Origin of the sequence: Butyrivibrio sp. FC2001 (assembly GCF_000424125.1) — a bacterium.
Lineage (GTDB): Bacteria > Bacillota > Clostridia > Lachnospirales > Lachnospiraceae > Butyrivibrio.
On sequence record NZ_KE384133.1, the window covers coordinates 255,333 to 282,303 of the forward strand.

At 42.1% G+C, this 26,971-nt stretch carries 31 protein-coding genes and 5 pseudogenes; 4 read left to right on the forward strand and 32 right to left on the reverse strand.

The window, feature by feature from the left end; all coding sequences use genetic code 11:
• Positions 1-9: 9 nt before the first annotated feature.
• Positions 10-987, reverse strand: coding sequence for an ABC transporter permease subunit (locus G601_RS0118825; protein ID WP_026493127.1), 978 nt, complete (start codon positions 985-987; stop codon positions 10-12).
• Positions 988-999: 12 nt separating this feature from the next.
• A complete protein-coding gene (locus G601_RS0118830) occupies positions 1,000-2,478 on the reverse strand; it encodes a sugar ABC transporter ATP-binding protein (protein ID WP_242834454.1) in 1,479 nt (492 codons plus the stop codon).
• A 249-nt stretch (positions 2,479-2,727) separates the two neighbouring features.
• On the opposite strand from G601_RS0118830, the gene G601_RS0118835 reads away from it, so the two are divergent.
• Positions 2,728-3,783 (forward strand): AraC family transcriptional regulator, encoded by a 1,056-nt coding sequence (locus G601_RS0118835; protein WP_026493125.1) that lies wholly within the window; start codon positions 2,728-2,730, stop codon positions 3,781-3,783.
• A 6-nt stretch (positions 3,784-3,789) separates the two neighbouring features.
• Here the strand turns inward: G601_RS0118835 and G601_RS25455 are convergent.
• The 6 genes and pseudogenes from G601_RS25455 to G601_RS0118870 form a co-directional block, all read right to left on the reverse strand.
• Positions 3,790-4,059: pseudogene (locus G601_RS25455) on the reverse strand (class II aldolase/adducin family protein); the annotation flags it as partial.
• 5 nt (positions 4,060-4,064) lie between these two features.
• A pseudogene (locus G601_RS24170) lies at positions 4,065-4,607 on the reverse strand (L-rhamnose isomerase); the annotation flags it as partial.
• 41 nt (positions 4,608-4,648) lie between these two features.
• On the reverse strand, positions 4,649-4,858 hold the full coding sequence (locus G601_RS26675) for a hypothetical protein (RefSeq protein ID WP_026666262.1): 210 nt from the start codon (positions 4,856-4,858) through the stop codon (positions 4,649-4,651).
• A 671-nt stretch (positions 4,859-5,529) separates the two neighbouring features.
• A pseudogene (locus G601_RS27385) lies at positions 5,530-6,465 on the reverse strand (SIR2 family NAD-dependent protein deacylase).
• A 93-nt stretch (positions 6,466-6,558) separates the two neighbouring features.
• Positions 6,559-6,921: pseudogene (locus G601_RS24180) on the reverse strand (macro domain-containing protein); the annotation flags it as partial.
• 30 nt (positions 6,922-6,951) lie between these two features.
• On the reverse strand, positions 6,952-7,305 hold the full coding sequence (locus G601_RS0118870) for a cupin domain-containing protein (RefSeq protein ID WP_013282514.1): 354 nt from the start codon (positions 7,303-7,305) through the stop codon (positions 6,952-6,954).
• Between the two features lie 145 nt (positions 7,306-7,450).
• Here G601_RS0118870 and G601_RS0118875 point away from each other — a divergent pair, with 145 nt between their 5' ends.
• Positions 7,451-7,783 carry a winged helix-turn-helix transcriptional regulator gene (locus G601_RS0118875; RefSeq protein ID WP_013282515.1) on the forward strand — a complete coding sequence of 111 codons (333 nt, stop codon included), beginning with the start codon at positions 7,451-7,453 and terminating at the stop codon, positions 7,781-7,783.
• Between the two features lie 36 nt (positions 7,784-7,819).
• On the opposite strand, the gene G601_RS0118880 is transcribed toward G601_RS0118875, so the two are convergent.
• From G601_RS0118880 to G601_RS0118955, 14 genes are all read right to left on the reverse strand, one after another.
• The gene (locus G601_RS0118880; RefSeq protein ID WP_051206054.1) at positions 7,820-8,410 is read right to left on the reverse strand and encodes a flavin reductase family protein; all 591 of its coding nucleotides are present in this window, start codon (positions 8,408-8,410) and stop codon (positions 7,820-7,822) included.
• A 1-nt stretch (position 8,411) separates the two neighbouring features.
• The gene (locus tag G601_RS27035; RefSeq protein ID WP_035791078.1) at positions 8,412-8,684 is read right to left on the reverse strand and encodes a helix-turn-helix domain-containing protein; all 273 of its coding nucleotides are present in this window, start codon (positions 8,682-8,684) and stop codon (positions 8,412-8,414) included.
• A 221-nt stretch (positions 8,685-8,905) separates the two neighbouring features.
• Positions 8,906-9,829 (reverse strand): radical SAM mobile pair protein B, encoded by a 924-nt coding sequence (locus G601_RS0118890; RefSeq protein ID WP_022755164.1) that lies wholly within the window; start codon positions 9,827-9,829, stop codon positions 8,906-8,908.
• Positions 9,805-10,503 carry a radical SAM mobile pair protein A gene (locus G601_RS0118895; RefSeq protein WP_022766768.1) on the reverse strand — a complete coding sequence of 233 codons (699 nt, stop codon included), beginning with the start codon at positions 10,501-10,503 and terminating at the stop codon, positions 9,805-9,807. The genes G601_RS0118890 and G601_RS0118895 overlap by 25 nt, the downstream gene beginning before the upstream one ends.
• On the reverse strand, positions 10,500-10,937 hold the full coding sequence (locus G601_RS0118900; protein ID WP_013282512.1) for a radical SAM mobile pair system MarR family transcriptional regulator: 438 nt from the start codon (positions 10,935-10,937) through the stop codon (positions 10,500-10,502). The genes G601_RS0118895 and G601_RS0118900 overlap by 4 nt, the downstream gene beginning before the upstream one ends.
• Before the next feature lie 115 nt (positions 10,938-11,052).
• Entirely contained in the window at positions 11,053-12,108 is a 1,056-nt protein-coding gene (locus G601_RS27040) for a GrpB family protein (RefSeq protein ID WP_242834455.1), read from the reverse strand.
• A 20-nt stretch (positions 12,109-12,128) separates the two neighbouring features.
• Positions 12,129-12,320, reverse strand: coding sequence for a macro domain-containing protein (locus G601_RS25900; protein WP_081673628.1), 192 nt, complete (start codon positions 12,318-12,320; stop codon positions 12,129-12,131).
• Positions 12,321-12,496: 176 nt separating this feature from the next.
• A complete protein-coding gene (locus G601_RS25460; protein ID WP_051206056.1) occupies positions 12,497-14,878 on the reverse strand; it encodes a hypothetical protein in 2,382 nt (793 codons plus the stop codon).
• A gap of 105 nt (positions 14,879-14,983) precedes the next feature.
• Entirely contained in the window at positions 14,984-16,252 is a 1,269-nt protein-coding gene (locus G601_RS24200; protein ID WP_051206058.1) for a sensor histidine kinase, read from the reverse strand.
• Positions 16,253-16,254: 2 nt separating this feature from the next.
• Complete coding sequence (locus G601_RS0118930; protein ID WP_026666265.1) at positions 16,255-16,944, reverse strand: response regulator transcription factor; 690 nt, start codon at positions 16,942-16,944, stop codon at positions 16,255-16,257.
• A gap of 162 nt (positions 16,945-17,106) precedes the next feature.
• Positions 17,107-17,691, reverse strand: a complete 585-nt coding sequence (locus tag G601_RS0118935; protein WP_155834570.1) for a cyclophilin-like fold protein — start codon at positions 17,689-17,691, stop codon at positions 17,107-17,109.
• A 12-nt stretch (positions 17,692-17,703) separates the two neighbouring features.
• Positions 17,704-18,246: a flavodoxin family protein gene (locus G601_RS0118940; protein WP_026666267.1), complete on the reverse strand. Its 543-nt coding sequence runs from the start codon at positions 18,244-18,246 to the stop codon at positions 17,704-17,706.
• A 112-nt stretch (positions 18,247-18,358) separates the two neighbouring features.
• Positions 18,359-19,360 (reverse strand): alpha/beta hydrolase, encoded by a 1,002-nt coding sequence (locus G601_RS0118950; RefSeq protein ID WP_026666268.1) that lies wholly within the window; start codon positions 19,358-19,360, stop codon positions 18,359-18,361.
• A 20-nt stretch (positions 19,361-19,380) separates the two neighbouring features.
• Positions 19,381-19,596: a hypothetical protein gene (locus G601_RS0118955; protein WP_026666269.1), complete on the reverse strand. Its 216-nt coding sequence runs from the start codon at positions 19,594-19,596 to the stop codon at positions 19,381-19,383.
• 122 nt (positions 19,597-19,718) lie between these two features.
• Between G601_RS0118955 and G601_RS0118960 the strand changes: the two genes are divergently transcribed.
• The gene (locus tag G601_RS0118960) at positions 19,719-20,591 is read left to right on the forward strand and encodes a LysR family transcriptional regulator (RefSeq protein WP_026493114.1); all 873 of its coding nucleotides are present in this window, start codon (positions 19,719-19,721) and stop codon (positions 20,589-20,591) included.
• Here the strand turns inward: G601_RS0118960 and G601_RS24205 are convergent.
• From G601_RS24205 to G601_RS0118995, 7 genes are all read right to left on the reverse strand, one after another.
• Entirely contained in the window at positions 20,584-21,174 is a 591-nt protein-coding gene (locus tag G601_RS24205; RefSeq protein WP_051206060.1) for a DUF4405 domain-containing protein, read from the reverse strand. The two genes, G601_RS0118960 and G601_RS24205, sit on opposite strands and share 8 nt — an antisense overlap.
• Positions 21,175-21,196: 22 nt before the next feature.
• Complete coding sequence (locus G601_RS0118970; RefSeq protein WP_026666270.1) at positions 21,197-21,922, reverse strand: flavodoxin; 726 nt, start codon at positions 21,920-21,922, stop codon at positions 21,197-21,199.
• Positions 21,923-21,995: 73 nt separating this feature from the next.
• Positions 21,996-22,337, reverse strand: a complete 342-nt coding sequence (locus tag G601_RS0118975; protein ID WP_081673629.1) for an aldo/keto reductase — start codon at positions 22,335-22,337, stop codon at positions 21,996-21,998.
• An 11-nt stretch (positions 22,338-22,348) separates the two neighbouring features.
• Positions 22,349-23,191 (reverse strand): aldo/keto reductase, encoded by an 843-nt coding sequence (locus G601_RS0118980; RefSeq protein ID WP_026666272.1) that lies wholly within the window; start codon positions 23,189-23,191, stop codon positions 22,349-22,351.
• An 18-nt stretch (positions 23,192-23,209) separates the two neighbouring features.
• Positions 23,210-23,578 carry a nuclear transport factor 2 family protein gene (locus G601_RS0118985; protein ID WP_026493105.1) on the reverse strand — a complete coding sequence of 123 codons (369 nt, stop codon included), beginning with the start codon at positions 23,576-23,578 and terminating at the stop codon, positions 23,210-23,212.
• Positions 23,579-23,582: 4 nt separating this feature from the next.
• Positions 23,583-24,167 (reverse strand): DapH/DapD/GlmU-related protein, encoded by a 585-nt coding sequence (locus G601_RS0118990; protein ID WP_026666273.1) that lies wholly within the window; start codon positions 24,165-24,167, stop codon positions 23,583-23,585.
• 52 nt (positions 24,168-24,219) lie between these two features.
• On the reverse strand, positions 24,220-24,741 hold the full coding sequence (locus G601_RS0118995; protein WP_026666274.1) for a flavodoxin: 522 nt from the start codon (positions 24,739-24,741) through the stop codon (positions 24,220-24,222).
• 145 nt (positions 24,742-24,886) lie between these two features.
• Between G601_RS0118995 and G601_RS0119000 the strand changes: the two genes are divergently transcribed.
• Entirely contained in the window at positions 24,887-25,774 is an 888-nt protein-coding gene (locus G601_RS0119000; RefSeq protein ID WP_026666275.1) for a LysR family transcriptional regulator, read from the forward strand.
• A gap of 13 nt (positions 25,775-25,787) precedes the next feature.
• On the opposite strand, the gene G601_RS0119005 is transcribed toward G601_RS0119000, so the two are convergent.
• The 3 genes and pseudogenes from G601_RS0119005 to G601_RS0119015 form a co-directional block, all read right to left on the reverse strand.
• Positions 25,788-26,267, reverse strand: coding sequence for a GNAT family N-acetyltransferase (locus tag G601_RS0119005; protein WP_026666276.1), 480 nt, complete (start codon positions 26,265-26,267; stop codon positions 25,788-25,790).
• 35 nt (positions 26,268-26,302) lie between these two features.
• The gene (locus tag G601_RS0119010; protein WP_026666277.1) at positions 26,303-26,623 is read right to left on the reverse strand and encodes a putative quinol monooxygenase; all 321 of its coding nucleotides are present in this window, start codon (positions 26,621-26,623) and stop codon (positions 26,303-26,305) included.
• A 114-nt stretch (positions 26,624-26,737) separates the two neighbouring features.
• Positions 26,738-26,971, reverse strand: a pseudogene (locus G601_RS0119015) (group II intron maturase-specific domain-containing protein); the annotation flags it as partial.

The window sequence follows — 26,971 nt, forward strand, 5'->3', positions numbered from 1 at the left end:
TAAAGTTCTTTATCTAGGCAATAGTGCGGTTTTGTAATTCATTCCTGTGATATACACCACTATCAGGAAGAAAACTGCGCTGATCACCTGTGTTATTCCGTATGCTGCACTGGAATCTATCACAATCTCCAAAATGTCGTTAAGCAGCATATATGAGAAGCCTCCAACCAGTGCGGCGTATATCCTGGATCTTGCGCCTCCAGATATGGGCATTCCACCAAATACTATGGCTATAAAGATATTCATTCCTATACTTGAAGCCGTTGTCGTAGTGACCGAAGGGGTATATACAAGAGTAAGGAATGCTCCGAGCCCTATACCGATACCTGCCATCACAAAAGCCAGTATCGTATACTTGTCGGCTTTGATGCCTGTAAGATAGGCGCAGAGGGGATTCCCTCCCACAAACTTCATCCTTCTTCCTGCCTTTGTGAACTCGAATACAAAGACCGAGACTGCAAAGAACAGCAAAAGAACCGCTATCTTGAAGGGCATATTGTCAAAGGGCTTTACTACGCTGCTGGGAATGTTTATCCCGCCCAGCGCTCCTCCGTTCACCGTAATTATCTGAGCTGATACTGCTGACAGTACTGACATCATCGCGACCGTGGTTACAAAGGCCGGTATGTGGAAGATTGAGGCCAGTACAGAATTAAGCAGCGAACACACAATTCCCGTAAGGAGTATCACCGCCATCATCAGCGCTATATTCTCTGTTTTGTTGTAGACCATTACTCCGAGAGTTGCCGAAAACAGCGTGGAAGCGCCAAGACTGATATCAAAGGTTCCAAGGGTATAGATGAAAGTTGCTCCCGTCGCTACGATCGCCAGAACCAGCGCCTCATTGAACACAATCTTCAGATACATATCAAGTCTGTAACCCTTTGCATTCACCACGGTGCAGAAGACCAAAAAGAGCACCGCCAGCGCCGCCAGGGGCAAAAGAGCTATGATATTCTGCCTGTTTATATTTTTCTTTATATTCATTTCTTTTGCCTCCTAGATCATGCATCCTATGATGTCGCTCTCGGACAGATCTTTACTTCGCTTAAATTCTCCTGTTATTTCACCGTTCTTCATAATAAGGACCCTGTCGCTCATCCCAATGAGTTCAGGAAGTTCTTCGCTTATCATGAGAATAGCTTTTCCTTCGCTCTTAAGCTTTGTCATAAGCTGATACATTGCCTGTTTGACACCGATGTCCACACCTCTCGTGGGACAATCCAGTATCAGGATCTCACTGCCACAACCTATCCATTTTCCAAAGACTACCTTTTGCTTGTTGCCGCCGGAGAGCTGTGCTACTACCTGATCTCTCCCCGAGCATTTGATCCTCAGGGCATCTATCTGCTCGTCTACATATTTCCTTTCCGCGGACCTGGTTATTAGTCCCGCCCCGGATTTGAATATGTTCATTCCCGCAACTGCGATATTGTCCTTGATGCTGGCCTCAAGACAAAGGGATTTTCTGTCTCTGTCCTTGGATACATAGCCTATCTTGTCAGTCATTGCGTTGTGGGGAGACTTTATCTGCCTTCCTCTTGGGGATATGACAGCTCCGCTCTCGGGTTTAAGCGCTCCGAATATAGCCTCTCCAAGCTCATGCATCCCGCAGTCCGCAAGTCCTCCAATTCCCAGGATCTCTCCCCGGTGAAGTGTCAGAGACACATCCTTAAGCTTGTCATTAAAACACAGATTCTTTACCACAATGGCTTCTTCATCAAGGAAGCTGCAGTTAAAGTCCGGTCTGTAGTAATCACCATCTATCTCTCTTCCTATCATGCTGGTCCTTATAAGATCTTCATCAAATTCCTCTTTAGCGAAGGTCCTTATAAGATTACCGTCTCTAAGGACTGTCAGAGTGTCGCAGACCTCCATTATTTCCTCCAGATCATGGGAGATAAAAATTACTGATCCGCCCTCTTCCTTCATCTTTTTCATGATGCCGTACATGATCTGTCTTCCGTCATGAGATAGTGCCGTGCTGGTTTCATCTATCACCAGGATCCTGGGCTTTTTAAGTATGACCTTTGCGATTTCCACCAGCTTCCTCTCCTGGAAGGAAAGGCTGTCCATCATATCCCTTCCGGAAATGGAGGTTATTCCTATATTGGAAAGGGCTCTGTCCGCTTCCTCAAAGAGTCTTTTTCTATCCACAAGAAGCCCCTTCTTAAACTTCTTCATCTCTGCCAGAAAAATATTTTCCGCAACGGTGATCCCCGTTATAGTTCCGCTCTCCTGGACCACCATTCCTATACCTTTGTTCAGAGCATCGATCATGCTCTCGGGCTCCCAGGCCTTTCCTTCATACAACATCTGTCCCGAGGTTGCCTTCTGCATTCCCGCCGCGATGGATGATATGGTGGATTTGCCCGAACCGTTCTCACCTATGAGACCTCTTATCTCTCCAGGGTAAACCTCAAGGTTTACTCCGTTTAGAGCAGTCACACTTCCGAATTTTTTTGTTATGTTTTTCATTTCCAGAATCGGAGTATTCATAACCAATGAATCCTTTCTGTCTGAGACATTGCTTGTTTATGGATTCATTATATTGAGTAAATGGCTTTTACATAATTCACATAATCGCTCAATTTTATTTACTTAATATGATGTAAATATACTTTTTCTGATACTAATATGAACTTTTTTGACATTTTCCTTCATTAGGGGTATTATTTAGCTGTTTTAATCAGACGTTCATTTCAGATATATAAGGGACTTAAGGATATGGATCATACAGCGGTAAAGCAGCACATATACGACATTACCGAAGTTGAGAAATTTTACAGAGACTACTATTTTGCCAGGATGGACAAAGACAGCCTGAAGGCTTTTCTTAATGGTCTTGATATGAAGTTTGTTCTAGACAGACACCTTCTGGTTCTGGAAAAGCCCGAGACAATACCAGAGGTATTCGAAGATTCCTTCTTTTTCGATCTGTCAAATAATGACAGTATAGTGGTACAAAAACATGAGAGGTATTCACCGGCCATTGAGCACAGTCATACCTTTTTTGAGCTGAGCTACGTCTATGACGGCAAGTGCTCCCAGACCATCTCCGGAAGAACCATAGAGATGCGTACGGGAGATTTTTGCGTTATTCCTCCCGGGATCAAACATTCCATCAGCGTGTTTGACGACACCATAGTCATAAACATAATGCTTAGAAGGGATACTTTACATTCCATGTTCTATTCCTTCCTGAACACCCCGAATATACTCAGCTCTTTTTTCCTGAACAATATATATGCCAAGAAGGCCAACGACTACATCATGTTCCATACAGGCTCCGATGATGGTATAGCTACTTCCTTTATCTGGATGCTGACAGAATCCCTCAACAGGCAGGAATACCACTACCAGGCCATCACAAATACCCTGCTTCTTGATTTTTATCTGATAATAAGAAACTACTCGGAATCTGTTCAGATGCCGCTGTTTGACAGCCGTATAGATGTACAGCGATATGCTCTTATCCAGTATATTCAGGAGAATTACAAGGAGGTAACTCTCTCGGACCTCTCCGAGAAATTCCATTATTCCAACGAGTACACCTCAAGACTGATAAAAGAGCTTACGGGAATGACCTACACCGAGATCCTCAGGACCGTGCGAATAGAGCGGAGTCAGGATCTTCTTGCCAACTCTACCATGAGTGTTGCCACCATAGCTGAAGCTGTTGGATATGACACCACGGAGCACTATATCCGCCAGTTTAAAAAGCACACAAAAATGACTCCTTCCGCTTATCGAAAGGAGTCTGCATCCAGTAGGAACAGGTAAAAGGCCTTACAGGAACTTCTCCGGCAGTGTAACGCCAAAGTCTTTTGCCAGCTGTCTTAAATTGTCGGTGGTGATGGTCTGTCTCTTGGTCCCTGTCATTGAGAGGGTCTTAACCAGTATCTCTGCAGATTTTTCCACGGTATGCATAAGACCGAAGGTTAGATCGAAATCCTCTCCTGCGGCGAACATTCCGTGATGAGCCCAGATTGCAACATCGTAGTCTTCCATCAGTCTGCTGGTGGCAACAGCAATCTCTTTTCCCCCGGGAACCATCCAGGGCTGTTCATGACACAGTTTTCCCCAAGCTCCTTAGCAAGATATGAGGAAATGCGAATGCAGGCCTTGCCATGCTCTATCCAGAACTTTCTTGTCTCTTCATCCGGTGAAGACAAAGTCAGTGGATCGCATTTGGGATGGGAAAAGAAAGTGGGATTAAAGTCACAGCCAAGGTTTCTCTGCTTGCAAAAATCCACCCACTTTTTGAAGTGCTTAGGCTCAAGCTTATCCCTGTCTACCCATCCTCCGTTCTCCTCGTCAAAAATGGCGTAGCTGGCGTGAAGGTTAAGCTTGGCCTTTCCAGAGATAAGCTTTAATACTTCATCAATGTCAGCCATCAGTTCCTCAGGGGTTCCGGCTCTTCCGGGGTAATTGCCCGTTGTCTGAATTCCGCCTGTAAGGGGCTTTTCGGGATCAGTGTCAAAACCTCTGACATCATCCCCCTGCCAGCAGTGCAGCGCAATCTGCACCTTTTTAAGTTTCTCTATCGCAGCATCGGTATCAACACCAATTGCAGCATAGCTCTTTTTTGCGTTTTCGTAGCTCATCCGTAATCCTGAATATTTCGGACTGTGAGCCCACCCAATTCTCAATTGAGCACCATCTGTTCACGCAATAACACCACTTTGTTTTTAGGAAAATATATTGCGATATTATTTCCATCTATAACTCTTCTGGGAAACATTCCCGGAAGGTCGTTATTACTTGAAAAATACTTACTTTCGACTATTTTCGCGTAGGATTTAGCAGCAATATTGTCTTTTCTACTTGTCCCTGCCTGGGTTTTAGTATTTATCAAGTAGTTTCTGCCTTCGTATTAGCTCTTTCCTACGAGTCTTATCTATTCCTAAGCAATTTTCACGTAGTCGATTGCTTTTAGGTGGTCATTTCCTACGCGAGAAATCCCTGTTTGACCATTTTTCGCGTAGTTATTGCCTGAATGGCAATTTATGCTACTTGACCTTATTTGCTTTGTGGCATTCGACGTGTAGTTACACTTTTCATCCCCACTAATTCAACCGCAAGATAATGTCTGTTTGCATTATTAAGTATAACATACCCCTTCGTGGGGCTTAGCTGCAGATCGGTGGTGCTAAATTAAAAAACAATAGTGCTGAGCAAAGATTAGCACCGGTGCTATCAGACCGAAATAACCAATCCTCCATTTTCTTTATCGATAACCTGTAACGTTACAGGTGTCAAACTCCCTTTCTGTTTGCGCTTAGCCTTGGATCGTCATCCGCTGGCTGGTTACTGACATAAGAAAAGCGCCAGACCCATGAGTTTTAATTCTCATGAGCTGACGCTCAATATGCCTTTATTCTTTTGCAAAAGAAATGGACTCGGAAGTGAGGTGCTTTTTGTTTTCCTCATTTCTTTGTCCATTGTAAATATAACACACTCAAAAACGCCTGAAAACAGACAGCAAGCGGACATTTTGCAGACATTATGCGGACATTTTGCAGACATTTAAGAAATCTGCGTTTCAAATACTTCTCCTATATCACCATCAATGCATATACTTCTATCTGCAATTTCCTCTGGGCAGAATGATTCACCATAATTTAAGCAGGCATATACCGCTTTCTCATTTGCCAATGTCATCTGCCAGAACGGATACTTTATTATTACGGGCGTATTAGCTCCTACTCCCAGCTCAAGATAAAGAACATGAAGATTCTCATGTCTACGAATAAAATCAGAATATGCCGCAGATGCCCTATGCCATCCTCCATCCTCGACAAAAGAATCATCAGCTCTCAAATTCATAGTCATATCAGAGCCGTCATCAGGACACTTTGGAATCAGCTCAGAAGGAATTTCCATCAGTAGCTAACCATCAATCGGTACCTGAAATACTCCCTGATCATCTCTTACAAAGCCTTGTGCTTCCATAGCTTTCATTACCCACTCTTCATTATCAAAGGTTTTCTGAATAGCAGGATTCACGCTCTGAAACAAACCATAATCACCCTGAGTATAGAACAGTCTTTTCTTGTCAAACCCTGCTCTTTGAAACTGGTGATCTACATTTGTGGTAATCACAAAATAGTCCTTATCGGAAACCATCTTAAGAATATCCCTATACACTGGCTTTGGAGCATCAATATATCTGTTAAAATAAATATGTCTTGCCCACCAGGCCCAGCGTATTTCTTCGCTCGGAAACGGATAGAAACCACCTGAATACATATCTCTTATTCCAAATCTTTTTGCAAAGTCATAGAAGTATTTTTCAAAACGCTTGCCGCTATATGTTAAGCCAGCAGATGTTGATAGTCCCGCTCCTGCTCCAATGACAATTGCTTCTGCTTCCTTGATTTCATGCAAAAGCCTTTTTATTTGCTCTTCTTTGCTTCCCTTACCATAGGACATGCTTGTAGTAAAGTATCTCACAGCATTCATGTCTCCACTCCGTTCCGGTCCGCGCTAAACGCATGTCCACCGGACATGCAGCGCCCTTTCTCTATAGTTTCCTGATAACCATTAGGCATATCATCATATAAGTTTTTCATAAATGGCCTTATCTTCATCTTTGAAAACATTGAATATCACCCTTTCTACCTTACCAAGATTATCACTGAGCCATTCTGATACAGTCGCAACGGCAATCTCAGCTGCTTTTTTGTTAGGAAAATGAAATACTCCTGTTGAAATACAGCAAAAAGCAACGCTCTTCAAGCTATTTTCAGCACACATATCCAAAGTGTTTCTATAGCAGTTCTCCAAATCCTTTTCCAATTCAGGAGTAAGTTTGTACTGAACAATTGGTCCTACTATATGAATTACTTTCTTTGCTGGAAGATTATAAGCTTCAGTAAGCATTGGAACGGCGGTCGGCTGTTCGTAGTCTCGTCCATGGTTATGGAAAAAGCTGGTGTCTTTTGAGGATCAGTACATCACTGCATCCTCTGCAGTGAATCCACCAATTGAACCTGCCTTGACCTGGATACATGCATAGCTTAACTCTGAATCTTCCGCAGCAAGAAACTGTCTCTTTCCTTCAGGTGAAATTCTAACCACATCACCTTTAGCGATTTCAACATCCTCTCCATCAATTACAGCCTTACCCTTTCCGGAAAGAATAAGATAGATTTCCTCATTATTTTTATGTGAGTGTACAAAGGGAACACCTGCTCCTGCAGGAAGATGATTGATACTTATCTCTGCTCCCGTTAAACCAAGAGCATCATGAAGTTCTGTTCTAGGAGCCTCTGTTACGTTTACTTTTTTGAAATTTGACATTTTTGTTTTCCTCCATGTATTTGATATTTGTTTTTGTTTGCTGTATCATCATTTTATCCCTTAGGCAATTTCAAACAAGTACGAACATTTATAATACATAGTCACATTTTTGATACTATTGCGGAAATACAAGGAGAAAATTTTAATGAAAAGCATTTACGGTCAATGTCCTTATGCCACAACTCAAAGAGTCCTTCAAGGTAAGTGGGCCATAGTTATACTCTTTCAGCTTAGTACAGGAACACAACGTTTTAACGAACTTGAAAGGAATATTCCGGACATCACCAGAGCTATGCTGACCAGACAGTTAAGACAATTGGAAAATGACAAACTGATAACCAGAAAGGTATATGCCGAAGTTCCTCCCAGAGTTGAATATAGTCTTAGCGAAATGGGCGAAAAATTCAGGAAGGTCTTGGATCAGATTGAACTTTTCGGCTTTGAATATATTAAAGAAATAGAAAAAGCTGAAGGTTGAGCCCTCAGCTTTTTCATTATTGTAAATTGTTGTCCATCAAAAGAGCTTCTTTCCATCTGAAAAAGCCTCTCCGACTCTTCCGGACACCTTATAATAACCATGTGTGTAAGGATCAAAGGCGATAGCTTCAAGAGAATCTATATTAACCTTGTCTCCAGACATATTTGCTTCCTCAATAGAGGTTTTTACGACTTTTCCGATAACTCCCATTCCTGTCTCGTCACTCTGATATTCGATAAACTCACACTCCATGGCGATAGGAAGCTCATTGATGATTGGAGCATCTACAAGGTCAGACTTGACTGTAGTAAGTCCGCTCTTTTCAAACTTGTCCTTCATGTTGTTACCACTTGCAATTCCAAAGAAATCAGCCTCTACGACATGCTTTGCATCTGCGATATGTACGACGAAACCTTTTCTTTCCTTGATATTCTGAACCGTCTTGTGGCTCTCCGTCAGATTGAGCGCTACTCTGTCTCGCGCAAGCATAGTTCCCCAGGCAGCATTCATAACATCTACACTGCCGTCCTCGTTGTAAGTCGATATCAGTAATACCGGCATAGGGAAAATTGCTTCTGTTGGAAGAATTATCGGTGCCAATAGGTTTTTTACTAATGCTCTACTCATGTCAGATCCTCCCCTCACGCTTTTCATTTGCTACCTTATAGGCAATCAAACGAAGTACATAGTCAGGCATCTGTCTACGTCCAAGCTCCCACTCCTGCATAGTTCTATAAGGAACTCCAAGCCACTTGGCAAATTCTGTACGATTCATACCGGACTGTTCCCTGATTACTTTAAACATGTAAGCTGTCCTACGACGCTCAGCCTCTTTGTCATCCTTGTCAGTTCTTTCAACTTCAATCTGAATGCCTTCTACATCATAAATATCTTTCTTCATAGGCTACCTCCATCAATGTAGTCAATGCGTGTATTTATCTACCCTCATTTTAATGTAGTCATTGCGTGCATATCAATGCAAAAAATAAAGCTGACTGCCATAATCGACAATCAGCTTCTTTTACGGGATCTCTATCATAAAAATGTATCTCCCTTTTTACAAAAGTGTTTCTATATGCACAAACTTGAAGTTTTGCGATTAACTTCCGGTTTATTCTTCCATCAAGGATTATGTATTACATTTCTCTTTCCACTATTGGCAGTTCCTCTTACTTCTTCGTGGTAAAAGTAATCTACGATTGTTGGATGTCCTTTCTCTACTCTCTCATACGGAGTTTCATTATCAACAAACCTGCAATCATACTTTTTAGCCAGCTCTTCTGCTTTCTTTTCCAACGCTTCAAAATAGCTGCGGTTCTTTTTGTTATAAATTTCGTCATACAGCGGCACCAGATCCGGATGTTTATCAGAAATGTATTTCATGATATCTGCCTTAAAACCTCCGCGAAGATTCAGATTCTCAAGCCATACAAGGTCACACTGATCTTTTGTCCTGTCTATGATTGCTTCTATATCCGTAATCCCCGGGAACACGGGTGAAATGAAGCAAATTGTACGAATGCCTGCCGCATATACCTCTTTCATTGCAGCAAGCCTTCTTTCTATGCTTACTGCCGCATCCATATCATCTTTAAACTCTTCATCGAGAGTATTGATTGACCATGAAACTGTAAGTCTGCTATTTTCATTGATCTCTTTTAGCAGATCCAGATCTCTTAGTACAAGGTCTGACTTTGTGCAGATAAGTATGTCCGCACCACTGTCCTTTAGTTCTTCCAGAAGTCTTCTTGTATTTTTATATGTTTCCTCTAGCGGATTATAACCATCCGTAACTGTTCCAATGATCACCTTCTGGCCAGCATACTTCTTTGGATTCTTTATTTCAGGCCAGTCTTTCACATCCATGAAAGTTCCCCATTCCTCCGTATGCCCTGTAAAGCGTTTCATAAAAGATGCGTAGCAGTATTTACAGGCATGGGGACACCCCACATAGGGATTCACCGAATATCCTCCAATAGGAGTATTCGATTTTGTCATTACACTTTTTGTTTCTATATGATTTACTTTGATTTCTGGTTGTTCCATATCCTCTGTTCCTCCAACACTTTGTTAAAAGCATCCGGCATTTCCTGTATCATTTCTTCTCCCATAATCGGAACAAGATCTTCTTTCCAGAATACAGGAATGTTCAGTTCATGAGCCTGTTCTGTCAATGAATAAACCCACCCGGGATCTGTTTTAACAGTCCTGCTCTTTGCACCTGTCATGGTTCCCACCACAATCCAGTCAATGCCTGTAAGATCAACCTTACCCGGATCATCGAACAAAGGCTCAAAGGTAACATGATATTTTTTTGCCTTCACATTGCTCCGCAGTGCATCAATACGCCATAACTCAGACTTTCTCGTAACTGTAACACCAAACCATGCATTATCAAGATCTGTTTCAAAAGACAAAAGATCCGGTCGTTTGGTAAGAAAAAGAAACTGGTGCTGAGGATTCTCTGCTATCTTTTTAAAAACTTCCTCTCTCCATTCCTCATGCCAGCCCGAGAGATCGCTCATGCCGGTCAGCAGAAAATTCTGCGGCTTTTTCTTTTCCATCATACGAAGCTTTCCTTGAAAAAACTGTGGCTTTTCAAAATCATCTATGATGTGATAACGCCTCGTATTGTTTCTGGCATAGCAGTACGGACATCCAACAGTGCACCCTATAACAAGATTCATGTTCTGAATCTGATCTTTAATACAAATACTCATTTGTCACTCCATTCCTCAAGGTTTACCCTGATGCGGTTAAGATACTCTTCAAACTGAAGAATCTCTTTATCCGTAAAATCACGATAATAAATATTCCCCATCTCATTGGATACGGAGTCATAAGCTTCTTTAAGTTCTTTGGCTTTATCTGTGAGGAACAGAAGAGTTTTTCTCTTATCAGCTTCATCAGTTTTGCGGCTTATCAGTCCGTTTTTTTCCATCCGCTCAAGCATGGTCGTAAGTGAAGTAATTGCAAGTCCGCTTTTCTCGGAAATAATTTTAATAGGAACACCATCTTCCTGCCATAAGACATAAAGAATCCTTCCCTGAGCTCCGTTAAATGCATCAATGTTTTTTTCTGCCAGTATCCTTTCAAATATACGATCACCCAGCTGTTTTATTTTTGTAACAAGAAATCCACCATTTGTCTTCATAATTTAATACTCCTATATCGTAGTTTTATACTACGATATAGGAGTATTTTTGTCAAGCACACATATCATAACTTCAAATATTATGTTCTAACGATCATCTCGACAAATTCTGAATTTATAAGTATCTGTCGACATATTTCATGCGGGCTTCTGCTGTCCACTTGCGGATGAACTCAGTTTTAGCATTGGTATAGGCATCTCTGTTATGCTCATATCTCTTCCATAATTCAAGCTTCAATGCTTCATATTCCTCTGCAATATGAGGATGCTCATTCAGATAGTCTCGGAAATAAAGCTCGTCATTATCTCCTGTGTATCTAAGATGAATGTGATAAACCTTATCCGCAAAGCCCTCTTTTGTATATCCCTTATTTAATGAAATCCGTCTTTTTTCATCGGACATTCTGATAAATCCATTCTGCTCTAAAATGTGAGCGACTTCTTCCATGTCGGCTTTTTCAGATATCTCAACCATCACATCAACAATGTTCTTAGCCCATATCCCCTGTATCGCTGTACTTCCAATATGGCTGATTCTTTTAACAGGATATATTGCAAAAATTCCATCCCCATCCTTAACAAATCCCTGAGATTTCATGGCATTCATCACCCAGTCTTCATTATCAAAGTTTTCCCTAATTGCCGGATTCAAACTTTGAAACAAACCATAATCTCCCTGAGTGTAAAATAATCTTTTCTTATCAAAGCCTGCTTTCTGAAAGCAATGATCCACATTTGTAGTAATCACAAAGTAATCTTTATCCTTAACAAGGTTATAAAGTTTTGTATAAGTATCTTTAGGTGCATCAAGGTATCTGTTGATGTAGATATACCTTGACCAATATGCCCAGAACTCTTCCTTGGTTTTGTATGGGTAAAACCCGCCTGAATACATGTCCTGAAAACCATATTTTTCTTCAAAATCAGAAAACCACTTTTTAAACCGGTCTCCACTGTACGTAAACCCTGCGGAAGTAGAAAGTCCTGCCCCGGCTCCAATAACAATAGCATCAGCTGTCTTTATTTCTTCTTTTAATCTGTCAAGCTGCTCTGTATCATCATCTTTCCCAAGGGACATACCGCTGTTAAAGCTATGTATGGCACTTAAACCTTTTTTTATTGTTTCCTGATATCCATTTGGCTGAAACGATCTGATCTTAGTCGTTGTCATTATAAAACACTCCTTACAGCTTAACCATTTAGCAGTTTTTCATATATTTCAAAATCAAGGTCCTTAAATACATTGAAAACAATCTTCATCTCGCTGCCTGTCTCATCAAGCCAGTTTTTAACTGTCTCTACAGCAATCTCAGCAGCTCTCTGATTTGGGAACATAAATACTCCAGTAGAGATACAGCAAAAAGCTATCTCAGTACCTCTCATTTTCTGTTTATTGCCAACTATGCTAGGGTCAGCAATTACAGTTTATCTGAGGTATCTTTCTTTTTCTATAAATTCACACTTCTATCCACACTTTAAATGTTACAGGAAGCTATATCATTAAAAAGGGCATTCCCATGTGTTTGAGAATGCCCATACTGAACTCTGTCTTATTTTTTTTACTTACCACTATTAAACAACTCTTCAAGCTCCTCCTGATGTTCTTCAAGAACCTTTAATACCCATTTGCTCCAATGTCTGGCATCAGTCTCAGAATCACCAAACACATAGTCTTCCTGGCCATAATCGATTACATCAAATCCTGGAGTAGACTTGCTGGCCCCGGCTGTTCTGTAACTTACCGCATCTGCGACTGTGAATGACACGGCAGATGTATCATCGTAATTTACCCAGCTGCTAATATCTGCTCCGGTTGCCTCTGTAGCATCTCCATTTTCAGTTTGAGACTCTGCTGCAGCCTGGGTAATCTTAACTGCTCCGTCTACATACTCGCCATACATGGCATCTACAGTAAGAGCAAGAGAATTTCCAAGAATCTCTGACGGTACATGTCCGCCATCCCACTGCCATTCGATATCAGCATCAACTCCTGAAGAAAGGAATGCAATCTGAAGGTTAAGTGAGTTGAACATTGAAATATCACCTTCTGATGCTCCGCAGACCATCCTTATCCATGTAGGATCTGTTCCGCCTTCGTCGCCTATGTAATTAAGCGGATTATAAAGATCAACAATCACATTTCCATATTTATCGCCTTCGTATACTTCTGCAACATCACTCTGGTAAGCAGCAAGCATTTCTTCATATGTTGAGTAATTTGATGAATCTGTTTTGCTTCCTGCTGACTGGGTTGTACCTGCATCAGGAGTTCCTACATCCATGGTGTCTCCTGCTGAGTTTGCCGCAACATCAGCATTTGCAAAGCTCCTGTCCTCTCCTTCAGTTTTTTCTGAAGTCTCGTTATTTCCAGCCATATCAGGAGGTGTTCCTGTCATGTCACCACCTGGTCCTCCGGTCATATCACCGTCAGGCCCGCCTTTCATTCCGTCATGGCCTCCGGGCATTCCACCACCAGGGCCGCCCATTCCGCCTGATGATGAACTGCTCTTAGCATATCTGCCTTCTATAAAAGCAGCCGCTTTGTCTTCAGATGTCATAGCTGCAACTTCTTCGTCAGAAAGTGCATTGCCATCTTCACCGAACCAGGTCCAACCATCTGCATAATCCAGGTTATCAAGGTACCACTGCAGATTTGAAACAAATTCTGCAAGGTAGAAATCAACATATGTTCCACCATAGCCGTTGGTGTCAGCATACTTCGTTTCGTCATATTCAATAGAGAGCTCTATAGTATCATCTGTATCTCCATCACCATTAATATCGAGCTCCACATCAGCTTCTTTAACCGAAGGATTCTGATCATTGATGTAATTCATGTACTCTTCTGAAAGGTACTTTGCCATCTGCTGTTGGAATGAAGTATTGAAATCATAATCAGAATCCATGTAGTACTCAAAAGCCATGGCCATATCCGCTTCATACAAAGAAGTGATAGGTGAATATGCAACAGCCCCCCATGCTCCATCAGAAAGATCATAGGTCACGCCATCAATGGTAACTGTTGTGTCATAAGTGCCATCTTCATTGACGTAAACACCAACAGCCCCAACCGCTATCTGATAATCATAAAAATCAGAACTGTTTGATGTTGCTGCAAACATGGTTGCATGTGCTCCGCCGCCACTTCCACCGGTAGAAACCCAGTATTCTGTACTTCCAGGAAGATTGCCCAATAATATATTGTATCTTACAAATCGTGATGCTGCCTTCTGATCCACCAGACAAGACGGTGCATCTCCTGTATAGTACTCGTTTCCATTCTCATCTGTAGCAGTGTCATTTTTTCCTCTGTTTCCGCAGGAAACATTGATATAGCCTTCAGAGGCATAAGATGTTGAAGCCTTTGTGTTAGAGGAAGAGCTGTAACCTGCAGCTCCGGTATTCAGAATTACAGGAGCGGTGGACGCTGTATATATCTGCCCGTTCGAGCTTGTTACTTCTGCTTCGTAATCGATCACAAGCTGTCCGTGAACATCTTCTGTATAGTTGCCAGAAGTGATATCTTCCACTCCATCACCATCTGTATCAATTCCCTTTATATATGCTCCCGGTACACAAACAGAAACACCTTCTTCGTCTTCAATTTCCGCATTGGCAACTGCTGTTACAATGCTCATTACCCAGGCATCCGCATCTTTGTCATAGGACCAGGTTACTTCATCGTTATTTGCGAGGTTAAGCGCTTCCTCTATGGATGCCCTTTCCTCTGCAGAAGTTGCCTCCAGCGACGATGTTGCTGTACTCTTTGAATCAGTATCTTCGACCTGGGCAGCTGCCTCAGTTTCAGTCTCATGCTCTGTAGATACCTCAGAAGTTGTATCCTGAGTTGCTACGCTTTCCGAATCAGTACCACCGCATCCGATAAGCGATGCTGTCAGCGCAGCAATTGTTAATAATGCAAGTATCTTCTTTATTTTCATTTATATATGCCTCCGATCAATCTGGTTTAGTTATCTGACAGACATATGATATAAAATGAAACTTGAAGAAAGCTTGAAGGTTTTTTTAAAGAATTTATAACCTGCTCATTTCAGAATTGGAATCCTGACTATAAATGTTGTAATTCCCTTATCACATTCCACACTGATTTCACCGTCATGGGCTGTCACAACAGCCTTTGCTATTGCAAGCCCCAGGCCATAGTGTCCATTAAGTTCCCGGGATGAATCTGTTCTGTAAAAGCGTTCAAATATCCGTTTTCTTTCCTCTGCAGGAATCTCTTTTCCCGGATTGGATACCTTAAGCACGGCACATTTATCCTCTGCATTGAGAGTGACTAAAATCTTACCAGCACTTTCATTTGCATTTTGAGTTTTTTCCGCATGAGAAACAGCATTGTCCAAAAGTGTAGCTACCAACTGTCCCAACTGGTTTGGATCCCCTTCTACATGGATATCTTGCTCAATTTCGCTCTCCAGAAGCAGGCCTCTCTCAAATGCAACCGAGTCAAAAGGCAATATCCCGCCTGTAACAATTCTGGAAAGATCAACATCTGTATGTACTGCTTCCATGTTCTCTGTCCTTGAAAGATCCAGAAGTCCTGTCACGAGCTCTTTCATGCGTCTGTTCTCATAAAGAATATTGTCAAGCCACCTGTTGTTCCCAATCTCGCGCTGCAAAATCTCGGCATTGGCACCGACTGTTGATATGGGAGTTTTAAGCTCATGTCCCGCATCTGAGATAAACTGTTTCTGTTTCTGATATGTATCTTCGACAGGTTTCATTATCTCCTTAGACGCCTTCAAGGAAACAAAGAACAGTATTATCAGGGCAACAGCGCCAAATACAACTGTATTCATTATGAGCGTTTTCATACTGCTGTCTATCAGGGTATTATCCATCATTGCCACATAGCTTCTCCCTGATGATTCATCTGAAGCGATGCGATATATCATCCTACCGCTTATTCCGCGTCTTTTCCCACCTGTCATTAGCTGCGTTGCAAGATTTTTGAGTGCTTCATCGCTCATTACGGGCTTAACATCATTCATTATTCCAACAGCACTTCCATCAGAAGAAAACTCCACAAGATACATAACCGCAGCCTCTGTGGCAATTCTATCTTCAGGAGTTCCCATGGCATCTTTCGGCGCTAATTTTGGGCCATTTCCATTGATGTAGTCATCAAGAAAGACTTCAAGGATCCTTTGATTATTCCTGTATACTGCGCTGTAAGTAGTAAGTGAAATAGTCAGCAGGGTTCCTAAAAGGATCAGTGTAAGGAGCCCCATTATCGTAGCTGTGATCTTATTTTGTGAAGCTTTAAAAAGTCTGTTTCCAAGCTTTTTTGCCATTCCTACTCCTTCTTTCGCAGTTCATATCCAAGACCGCGCACCGCCTTTATCTCCATCATTGAAGCCAGGAATTGAAGCTTTTTTCTGGTAAAAGAGATATAGACCTCCACATTGTTATACTCAGCTTCATTGTCAAATCCCCATATCTTAACAGCAAGCTGCTCCTTTCCGATAATAGTTCCTTCATTTGCAAGGAAGATCTCCAAGATATGCAGCTCTTTTTCTGACAGACGTACATCCATGCCATTTTCAGTATTTATAAGCATTGACCTGTTTCTATCCAGTTTAAGGTCTCCCGATACGAGATTTCCGGTATCATCTGTCTTCTGCATGTTATTCCTGCGAAGCAAGGCTCTTACCCTTGCCAGGAGCTCTTTTGTCTCAAAGGGCTTTGTAAGGTAATCATCTGCTCCGCTATCCAGGCCACTCACCTTATCATCAGTATCTGCTCTCGCAGTGAGCATTAAGATGGGAGCCTGTATTCCCTCTCTTCTCACAGTTCTGGCTATGTCAAATCCATTTATTCCGGGGAGCATAACATCAAGAATAAGCAGATCATATATGCCGCTTCTTGCAGCATCAAGTCCACTTATTCCATCTGTAAACGCATCTGTATCATATTTTTCCTGCCTGAGGATTTCGCATAATGCCTCGGACATTCTCTTTTCATCTTCAACAAGCAATATTTTCATGGAATACCTCTGTGATTAAATATATTCCTATTGTACCAAAGTATCCTTGAAGAAATATTGAAATCTAAAAAAGGAGCATGACAATTTCAACCATACTCCTATTATTATTTGGAAAAGCTGCATTATGCGGACATTTTATGGACATTTTCAAAAAAGCCCGTTTTATTCAATGCTAATGGTTATAGTAACATCTCCATTGGAAAGAAGATCAGTCATATCTTCCGTATTCTTATCAGATATATGTCCAAGTCTTGTATATGACCAGCTATTAGAACCATAGAACACTACCATCTGATTTCCGGAGTATAGTACAACGTCGCCTGAACTCGTTGTTGTCTGCTTATCATCTCTCGGCAGACTCTGTCCAATTGAGCCCACCTGTTCAAAACCGCCATACATTGACATCTGAATTGTAACATCACCGTCTTCAGCCATATTCCTCAGTGCCTCTACAGCCTGATTGTCTTCCCAATCCACATTAACTTTTGTATCGCCGATTTTCATTGTCATAGTACTATCTCCAATAACTTCATCCTCTGCTGCTTTATTTTCTACGGCAAGCTGATACATAGCTGTTCCCTCCGACATAACATTCTCTTCTGGACTTTCCGTTTCATTATATTCTGATGCTGATATTTCAGTTACGGCACCCAGATCTGAGCTTGTGTTTTTGGTTGTCCCTGCACAGGCGCTCATGCAAAACATTATGGTCATACAGAATGCCAGAAAAATCATTTTCGTATTCATCGCAGACTTCCTTTATTTTAGAGCTTTACCAAATTCGAAGGCTTCGTTTAACTCTTCTGTTTTCCCGGAAGCCTCACCCATATCACCTATGCCACCGCAGAATAAGGAGCCTGAAAACCGAGCCTTTCCAAAACAGTCAACCCATCCCTGAAGTCCGCTTTCAGCTTTTTTAGGCACAAACTCTTCATCCTCAGCCGCAACAGAGAGCATATATACATTCCTGAACTTATAGTCTGAAGGATACAGTGGATTGAGTCTGTCCAAAAGAGTCTTCATCTGACCGCTCATCTCGTAGTAATAAATTGGAGTTGCAAATACAAGGGTATCTGCATTCTTTACTTTTTCTGCAATCTCAGCAGCATCATCCTTAATGACACATTGCTGGGTATTCTGACAGGCAAGACAACCTATACAGAAACTGATATTTTTCCCTTTCAGGCTTATATGTTCCACATCATGACCTGAAGCTTTTGCTCCCTCTATAAGCTTTTCCGTAAGTATGTCGGAATTACTCTTTGCACGAAGACTTGTAGAAATCACTAACACTTTACTCATATCATCCCATCCTCTATTTCTTTTCTATCGATTCAACATTCATGCATTTCCTCTGTCATATCCTCTATTCTGTTCGAATTAAGATATTCCAGTATTTCTTCAACCGTTATCATTACTTCAGATTCTCCTTAAAGAAGCTCTCCAACTTTTTAAAAGGAATATAATCCTTATCACCGCCATCATATAAATCTGTATGTACAGCATCAGGAATTATCATAAGTTCCTTGTTATCTGCATACTTGCTGTCTTTGACCATATCTGCATAAGCATCCTTTGAAAAATAGCAAGAGTGCGCCTTTTCTCCATGAACAAGTAAAACAGCGCTCCTTATCTCATTAGAGTACTTAAGGATTGGCTGATTAACAAAAGACTCACAGCCAATAACATTCCATCCACCGTTGGAATTAAGGCTTCTCTTGTGATAACCTCTGTCAGTCTTGTAGTAGTCATAGTAGTCTTTTACAAAGAAAGGTGCATCCTCCGGAAGTGGATCCACAACTCCGCCTCCAAGCTTATATTCGCCAGTCTTAATGTCCTCAAGTCTCTGAGCACACATAGCTGCTTTCTTCTGATATCTTGCTTCTTCACTGTCCTCGGAATCAAAATATCCCTTGGCATTTACCCTTGTCATGTCATACATTGTCATAGCTACCGTAGCTTTAATTCTTGTATCAAGAGCTGCTGTGTTTACAGCCATTCCTCCCCAGCCACAGATACCGATGATTCCGATCCTGTCAGGATCTACCATTTCATTTAGTGATAGAAAATCAACTGCCGCCATGAAATCTTCTGTGTTGATATCCGGAGATGCCATGTATCTCACATTTCCTCCGGACTCTCCTGTGAATGACGGGTCAAATGCTATGGTCAAAAAGCCTCTTTCTGCCATTGTCTGTGCATAGAGTCCTGAGCACTGCTCTTTTACTGCACCAAAAGGTCCGCATACAGCAATTGCAGAAAGTTTACCTTCTGCATTCTTTGGCACATACATATCTGCCGCAAGGGTGATTCCATATCTGTTTACAAATGTGACTTTGCTGTGGTCAACCTTATCACTTTTCTTAAAGGTCTTATCCCACTCTGTTACAAGGTTTAATTCTTCTTTTCTGATCATTTTACATTCCTCCGTTTTAATCATTTCTCTTTTTGAATCTGTCTTATCAAAAAATCCATGTTGTCTACTTTTTTCTGGCTCTCATGAAGTTCATCCATGAGGTGACATCGGCATTTCCTGAGATCTCGAAGAAGTGTATCTGTATCCCCTTCTTCATACATCTTTTTCATAAAGTTTATTTCTTTCTCATTGCAGCCCATGTCTGAAAGGCTTTCAAGAATCTTTTCTGTATCCATCTTTTTTGCTCCTTCTGATTTCATAGTAAATCCTTGACCAGGTTTTCGCTAATGAATAAAATAAATATCATGATATTCACTTTTGGAATAACACATAAATTGTCAGCTTTAGGGAGGTTTTCATGGAAATAAAAAATCTCAGATACTTTCTTGCAGTTGCAAGGGAAGAAAATATGTCAAAGGCTGCTGAGCTGCTTCATGTATCGCAGCCTACTCTTTCAAAGACATTAAAAGCATTAGAGGAAGAACTTGGAAAAAAGTTATTTGTCAGGCATAGCTTCAGTATTTCACTTACTGATGAGGGGATGCTTTTGCGTGACCGTGCTCAGGATCTTGTGGCCATGTCAGATAAGATCGAACAGGAATTTAACTCCCTGGATGATATAACAGGTGGAGATATATATTTTGGATTGGCAGAAAGCTTTCAGATCAGATACCTCGCCAGAGAGATTTATAAGCTAAAAGAAAAATACCCTAATTTCACTTATCATATAACCAGCGGAGATACTGAGCAGGTTACTGAAAAGCTTGATAAGGGTATTTTAGACTTTGCTGTACTATGTGAAACACCTGACAGCAATAAATACGAATATGTAAAATTTCCTGAAGCTGATGTGTGGGGAGCAATCATGCCTTCATCTCATCCCCTCGCCAGGAAAAAGTCCATCCGGGTCTCTGACCTGACAGGACAGCCTCTGTTTGTCTCAGAGCAAAGTTGGAACAATGAAATCAAAGCATGGGCCAAAGACAGATATCCTGAATTAAAGCTTGAGGGTTCCTTTAGACTTTCTTATAACGGCTCTGTATTTGCAAGAGAAAACCTTGGAATACTTCTTACATTTAAAAATCTGATAAATACTGAAGGAACTGACATGGTATTCAGACCGCTTTCACCTGAACTTAAATCAGAGCTGTATCTGATATGGAACAAGTATCAGACCTTTACTCCTATTGCGGAAAAATTTCTGGAGCAGATAAAAAAGACTTTCAAGTAATTTGCAAGAAGGCCATAGCATTATCAGTTCTTGAATCGGTCACATCTTCCTCTTCCGAAGAAGCAGTCATTACCTCTGTATCAAAGCTGCTCCATCCTGCTCCGCCAAAATCCTCTTTGTTCGTGCCGCCTGATATCACCGTCTTCAGTCTGTCTGTAAGCTTAAGCCTCGCAAACATCACAGGAATATGCATCCCCAGATGCAAACCCATGAGAACAAATGCCCAGTGAGACATGGACAGATGCATCCTTCTGGCAAAAGAAACCTTTGTCATACCATAGAGGAAAGGCACCGCATGTCCACTCATTGACATACCACAGAAAGATGTAAGTGCGAAGGATAGAAGAAGTGCTATGTTCACTACAGTCGTTACTATCCGGTATGGATTGTAGTTTCCTTTAAAAATCGCACCGTACCATTTCCGGTTAAGTATCTGATGGATAATGACGAGTGCAGTCATGCCCATTCCGATCCATTCATGCAATACTTCACCTGTTATCTGATATGCCATCAGACATAATAAGAGGACGGTCATACAGACATCCACTATTCTTTTGATCATCATATTTTGTTTTCCCTGCATGCAGCCGCCCTTCACTCTTTCTTTACTGTAAACCCTCTATCCAGGATCTGATTTCATCCTCAGATGCTCCTGCGCCAAAACGCTTTCCATCAATCCATGTACCACTTCCTGCATTATCTGCAAGATTCTGACCACTTCTTCCTATTCCACTGCTGCTTGAAGTACAGAAGGGGATCATCGTAATGCCATCAAAGCTGTAGCTCTCCACAAATGTATCCATGATGCGAGGTTCTTCTCCCCACCAGATTGGATACCCAATATAAATTGTTGTATAGCCGTCAAGAGAGATTGCATCACTTCCAATCTCAGGTCTTACGGATGAATCATTCTGTTCCTTGGTTGAGCGGCTATTCGAATCGTTCCAGTTAAGATCTGCATCCGTGTACTCCTGTGCCGCCTTGATCTCATATGTATCTGCACCTGTGATACCTGCAATCTTTTCCGCAACACCCTTTGTGGTTCCGGTTGCTGAGAAATATACTACAAGAACACCACTGTTTTCCTCAGAGCCGTCTGTATTCTCAGTAGAAGTATCTTCCACAATTTCATCATTTGTGTTTGAAACGGCTTCGCTTGTCTCGACCTGCTGTGCTTCCTCTTCAGTATTGTCTACAGCTTCAATTTCCTTAGAACTCTCAGCCTGTATAGTCTGAGTTGTATCATTCGTCGCCTGACCCTCGTTATTCCCACATGCCGTAAGACCAATAGCTAATAAAACCGCTGCAAGTGCTGATATCTTTCTCTTCATCTTGCGTCAGCCTCCGTCGTTTCATTCCACACTTCCTTTGCAAGACGAAATACCGCCCATCCCTTTGGCCATCCTACATAGAGTAGATGTTCTGGATAGCTGCAAGATGAGAACGTATTGTTTTATAGACGCCCCCGAACCCAAGGCCGTGAAGCATCAGCTTTGTAGCGAGGACCACTTCTTCGCGAAATCCCTTTAATGCCTTGCCTACGATCAATTCGTTATGACCAATCCCTGAAAGGTTCGGGCTGTACACTTCAGCTGTGTCGAAGAAGGTACATCCATTCTCATAGGCATTTCTGATTGCCTCTATACTGTATTTTTCTTCCGGGATCCTTCCGTATCCATGGGAAAATGCCATGCAGCCCATTCCCACTTCCGATACCTCGATATCCCTTAACATTCTCGTCTTCACTGATCTTCACTTCAGCCCTTTTCAAAATCAGGTCTCCAGCCTGCGAACTGTTTAAGCTGCTCATCTGTCCTGTGATAATATCTCTCATTCTTATCAAGCTCCGCAATCTTAGCCATCTCTTCATCCGTCAGCTTAAAATCGAGAATGTTGAGATTATCCTTGATATGATCTTTCGTTTTACTGCCGGGGATCACCACAAATCCCATCTGTGTATGCCAGCGAAGAATGATCTGCGCAGGAGTTTTTCCGTACTTCTTTCCAAGTTCGGTAAAAACCGGCTCATTTATCAGGCTCTTATCGCCGTGTCCTAACGGATACCAGCTCATAAGCTTGATTCCATACTTATCAAGAGTCTTTCGCAGTTCCTTCTGGGTAAAATAAGGATGCGCCTCCACCTGGATAAATTGCGGTGCGATCTCCCACTTCGTCTCAAGTTCTTCGATATACTTTCCTTCAAAGTTAGAGATACCGATGCTCTTTGCCTTGCCTTCCTTATAAGCCTTCTCAAGCAGTCTGTATCCTGCGAGCCAGTTGCCGGCAGGCTGGTGGATATAAAGAAGGTCCACGTAGTCAACACCAAGGCGCTCCAAAGTCTCATCCACAGCATTCGGATTCTCATATTCACTGGGCCAGAGCTTTGTGGACAGAAGGATTTCTTCCCTCTTTACTCCGCTGTCCTTCATACCTCTTCCTACTGCCCGCTCATTTACATATGCGTTTGCTGTATCAATGAGACGATATCCCATCTTAAGTGCTTCTCTGACACTGTTTTCCGCATCTGCAGGCGAAAGCATAAATGTTCCGATCCCTACTACAGGACATTCCAGTTTGTTATTAAGTGTTACATGTTCCATTGCACAATCCTCCATTCATTAATAGGTTGACGCCTTTGAACTCGTCAATTTCCATGTTCCATTTTCTTTTCTTAAGGTAAAATCTCCCTGCAGTCTCCAACTTCCCTTTCCTCCGCCATAAACCTCTGCGATCACTGTGCTGCATCCGATCATCCTTGCTGTATCTCCATCTATCATGACCTCAATGCTGTCATGGTCTGCCGAATAGTAGTTGAAGGTGCCGTTTAAAAGTCCTTTTTCAAATTCTGCTCTCGTTTGCTTTACACCCGTCATATGGCAAAGGAAATAGTCTTCTGACTGGATCTCATGAAGTCCATTTACATCCTTATCTATCATATATTTCCAATAAAGCCTGTATAATTCCTGGATATGTTCCTCATCATTCATCGGCTCATTCCCTCTGTTCAGACGGATCCTGCATTCTGATCACTTTGGCAGGTACGCCACCGACTACGGCATAGTCAGGTACATCCTTGGTAACTACAGCACCTGCAGCTACAACTGCATATTCTCCGATGGTCACGCCCGGGCAGATCGTCACGTTCATCCCGATCCAGGCATTCTTTTTAACTGTTACTTTTCCATAGGTATAGATCGCATGACGTTCATTCATATCATGATTGATGGTTGCGATCCGAAGCCCGGGGGCTGCCATGGATCCATCTTCAAATTCAATACCGCCGGATGCTGACAGTATCGCTGAATGATTTATGAAAACGCCCTTACCAAATTTCACCCTGTTCCCGAAATCACAGATGAAAGGTGTCAGAATCCTCACATCATCAAGTTTTCTCCCGAAGAGTTCTTCCAGATCTTTCACATAAGCAGGATCATCCGGCATCTTTGCATTTGCCTTGGCGCAAAGTACCCTCGCCCTCATCATCTCGTCGACTGCATCCTTGAAGTAAGGCTCTCTCACATCAGTAGGTCCGCCCTGTTCCATCAGATCAAAAACACATCCCTTTTCGTAATCCATCTTTAGTCCTCCGATATCTCTAAAAATGACCCCTTTGACTCCGTCCCCGGGGTCAGATCAATCCGTTTGCTGCAAACCATTTCTTTACCGCATCCTTGGAATCAGCTGCCTTAGAGCCCGTGATCGCAAGGCCGTTCTTTACTGTTGCTCCTTTGGCAGACTTCTTTATATCGCTCTCGCTGGATCCCATTCCGCTTCCTTCATTGGTGCAAAGTGGAAGGATGGTCTTTCCTGTGAAATCATATCTTTCCAGGAAAGTTGCGACTGCCATCGGGAAAGTCCCCCAGTAGTTCGGGTAACCAAGAACGATTGTGTCATACTCATCGATACTGTCTAAGTATCCGGTAAGCTCTGGTCTTGCATTATTCTGCTTGTCCTTCTTCGCTTCATCAATGCAGGTCATGTAGACCGATGAATAAGAATCCTTCATCTCAATCTTAAAGGTATCCGCACCTGTCAGTTCCTTCATGATTTCTGCTACGATCTCGGTATTTCCAACCTTTACGTATCTCAATGCTCCGCCAAAATAGTTCTCATCTGCTCTTGAAAAGAAAGCGATCAATGTTTTAGCCATCGTATTATCCTCCATTATCTGTTTGATCATTCCTGTATCTTTTGCTTTGCTGATTAAATTATCACATGAAAAACTTGAAATATCCAATTCAAACATCCTATAATTGATTTAAATTTTAAATAGCTGATCATCAAGGGGATTTTCGATGACTACCAAACAGATCGATTATTGTATAGAACTAGCAAGAACTCTTAATTTCAGCCGCGCCGCAGAGAACGCATTTGTGAGCCAGCCCACCTTTTCCTATCAGGTAAAACTGCTGGAAGATGAGGTTGGCTTTAAGATATTTGAAAGAAACGGCAAGGGAGCCGCACTGACTCCTGCCGGGCAGCAGTTCGTAACGTACCTTTCCGGTATGCGAGAGGATATGAAGAGAGCTATAGAACAGGGACAGAATTTCAGCGCCAGGTATACTGACAACATAACGGTTTCCATGATGGTCAGACAGGCTATATACTTCCTGCCTGAGGCGATCCGCACATTTGAAAAGGAGCAACCCGGTGTTCAGGTTACTCCTCTATTTCAGTACGATAATGGTGTGGAAAGTTTTCTAAAGGATGAGTCAGATGTCCTCTTTGCTCTCATAGAACAGACGAAACATATCCCGGGGATCAACGTCCACAAGCTTTTTGACTCCGGAATCTATCTTATTGTCGATAAAAACGATCCTCTGGCTAAAAAGAACATCATCACAGATGAAGATATCTACGGACGCACCCTCATGGTAGGTGGCGGCTCTCCGAACGCTTTACGTAGTGTCCAGCAAAAGCTCATCTCCTCCGGTAAGATCGAATATTTTAACAGTCCCGATCACGACTCTACTCTTGTGAATGTTGCATCCGGCAAAGGCATCTGCCTTGCTCCCGGATTCTTAAACGACCACAGCGAACAGTTTGCATGGATTCCTTATGAATGCAGGGAATGCTTTCACTGTGTTCTCTGCACCCACAAAACGGATAGTCGCGAGAGTCTTGCTGCATTTATACAAACACTTCAGAAGCTGTACAAAGATGCAGTGGCTTTTCCGCTTTAACTTCCGAGACAATTTACAACTCATGGTAATAAGGACATATGTTCTCATAGTGCCCATCCTTCATACGAACCCCCCCGGGAATAGTACCAAGTTGCTTAAATCCCATTCGCTCATACAAATGTCTCGCATAAGTGTTGCTCTCAACAACAGCATTAAACTGAAGCACTCGAAATCCGAGTTCTTTACCTTTATTCAGACAATCCAAAACTAATTGCTCTCCAATATGTTTGCCCCGGACATCTGATGAGACTGCATAGCTCGCATTACATATATGACCACAGCGTCCTACATTGTTTGGATGAAGAATATATAAGCCATATACCTTACCGTTCTCCTCCGCAACCGCTGTATAACTCTGCGCCGCAAAAAACTCTGCCCCGCTTTCTGAATTCAATAATTCTTCCTGCGGAAAGGCGATTCCTTCTTCCACAACTTCATTCCATATCCTAATGATCTCTGTCAAGTCATTTTCCATATATCTTCTAATAATCATTTTCTTCATCTCAATCGTCAATAAAACTGTAATTATTATTTCCTTAAGTACTTCTCTTCCGATTCATATTCTTCACTAACAAATCGTTCCACTGTCATGTGAAGATCATACTTGTCGCGAAGCTCGGCAAGTCGCTTCATCATTGGCGATGCATGATGTGCATCTATAGCCTCCTGATCTGACCACGAATCAATGAGCAATACAATCTCGGGGTCATTGAGTGGTTGAAAGTATTCATACCGCAGATTTCCTTCTTCTGCCCGAATAGCATCAGCGATACCTGATGATTCCATTTCATCCGCAAACGCACGTGCATTTCCATTAATTCCTTTATAGTACAGATTTACTGTTATCATATAATCTCCTTAGTAAATTAGGTAAGTAGACTAGGGACTCGCACCCCTAGCCCCTCTCAGATCCGTGCGTGCGGCTTTCCCGCACACGGCTCCCCACAATAACATTCACATATATCAGTAAAGCGCATAGTAAATCTTAGGTTTCGCAAGAGGATATACCTTTAACATATCCGCAAATCCATCCCATGCATAGGTACGGCCACATCCTCTGCGGTTTAAGACCTTATGTAGATACTGCTGAACCCGATGCAGGAACGCACTAAGCTTATAGCTGTTAAAGGTAACACCATAGTATTGATAGTAACCAACAAGCTTAACATTTAACTCTTTAATAAGATTTCCCGCTGA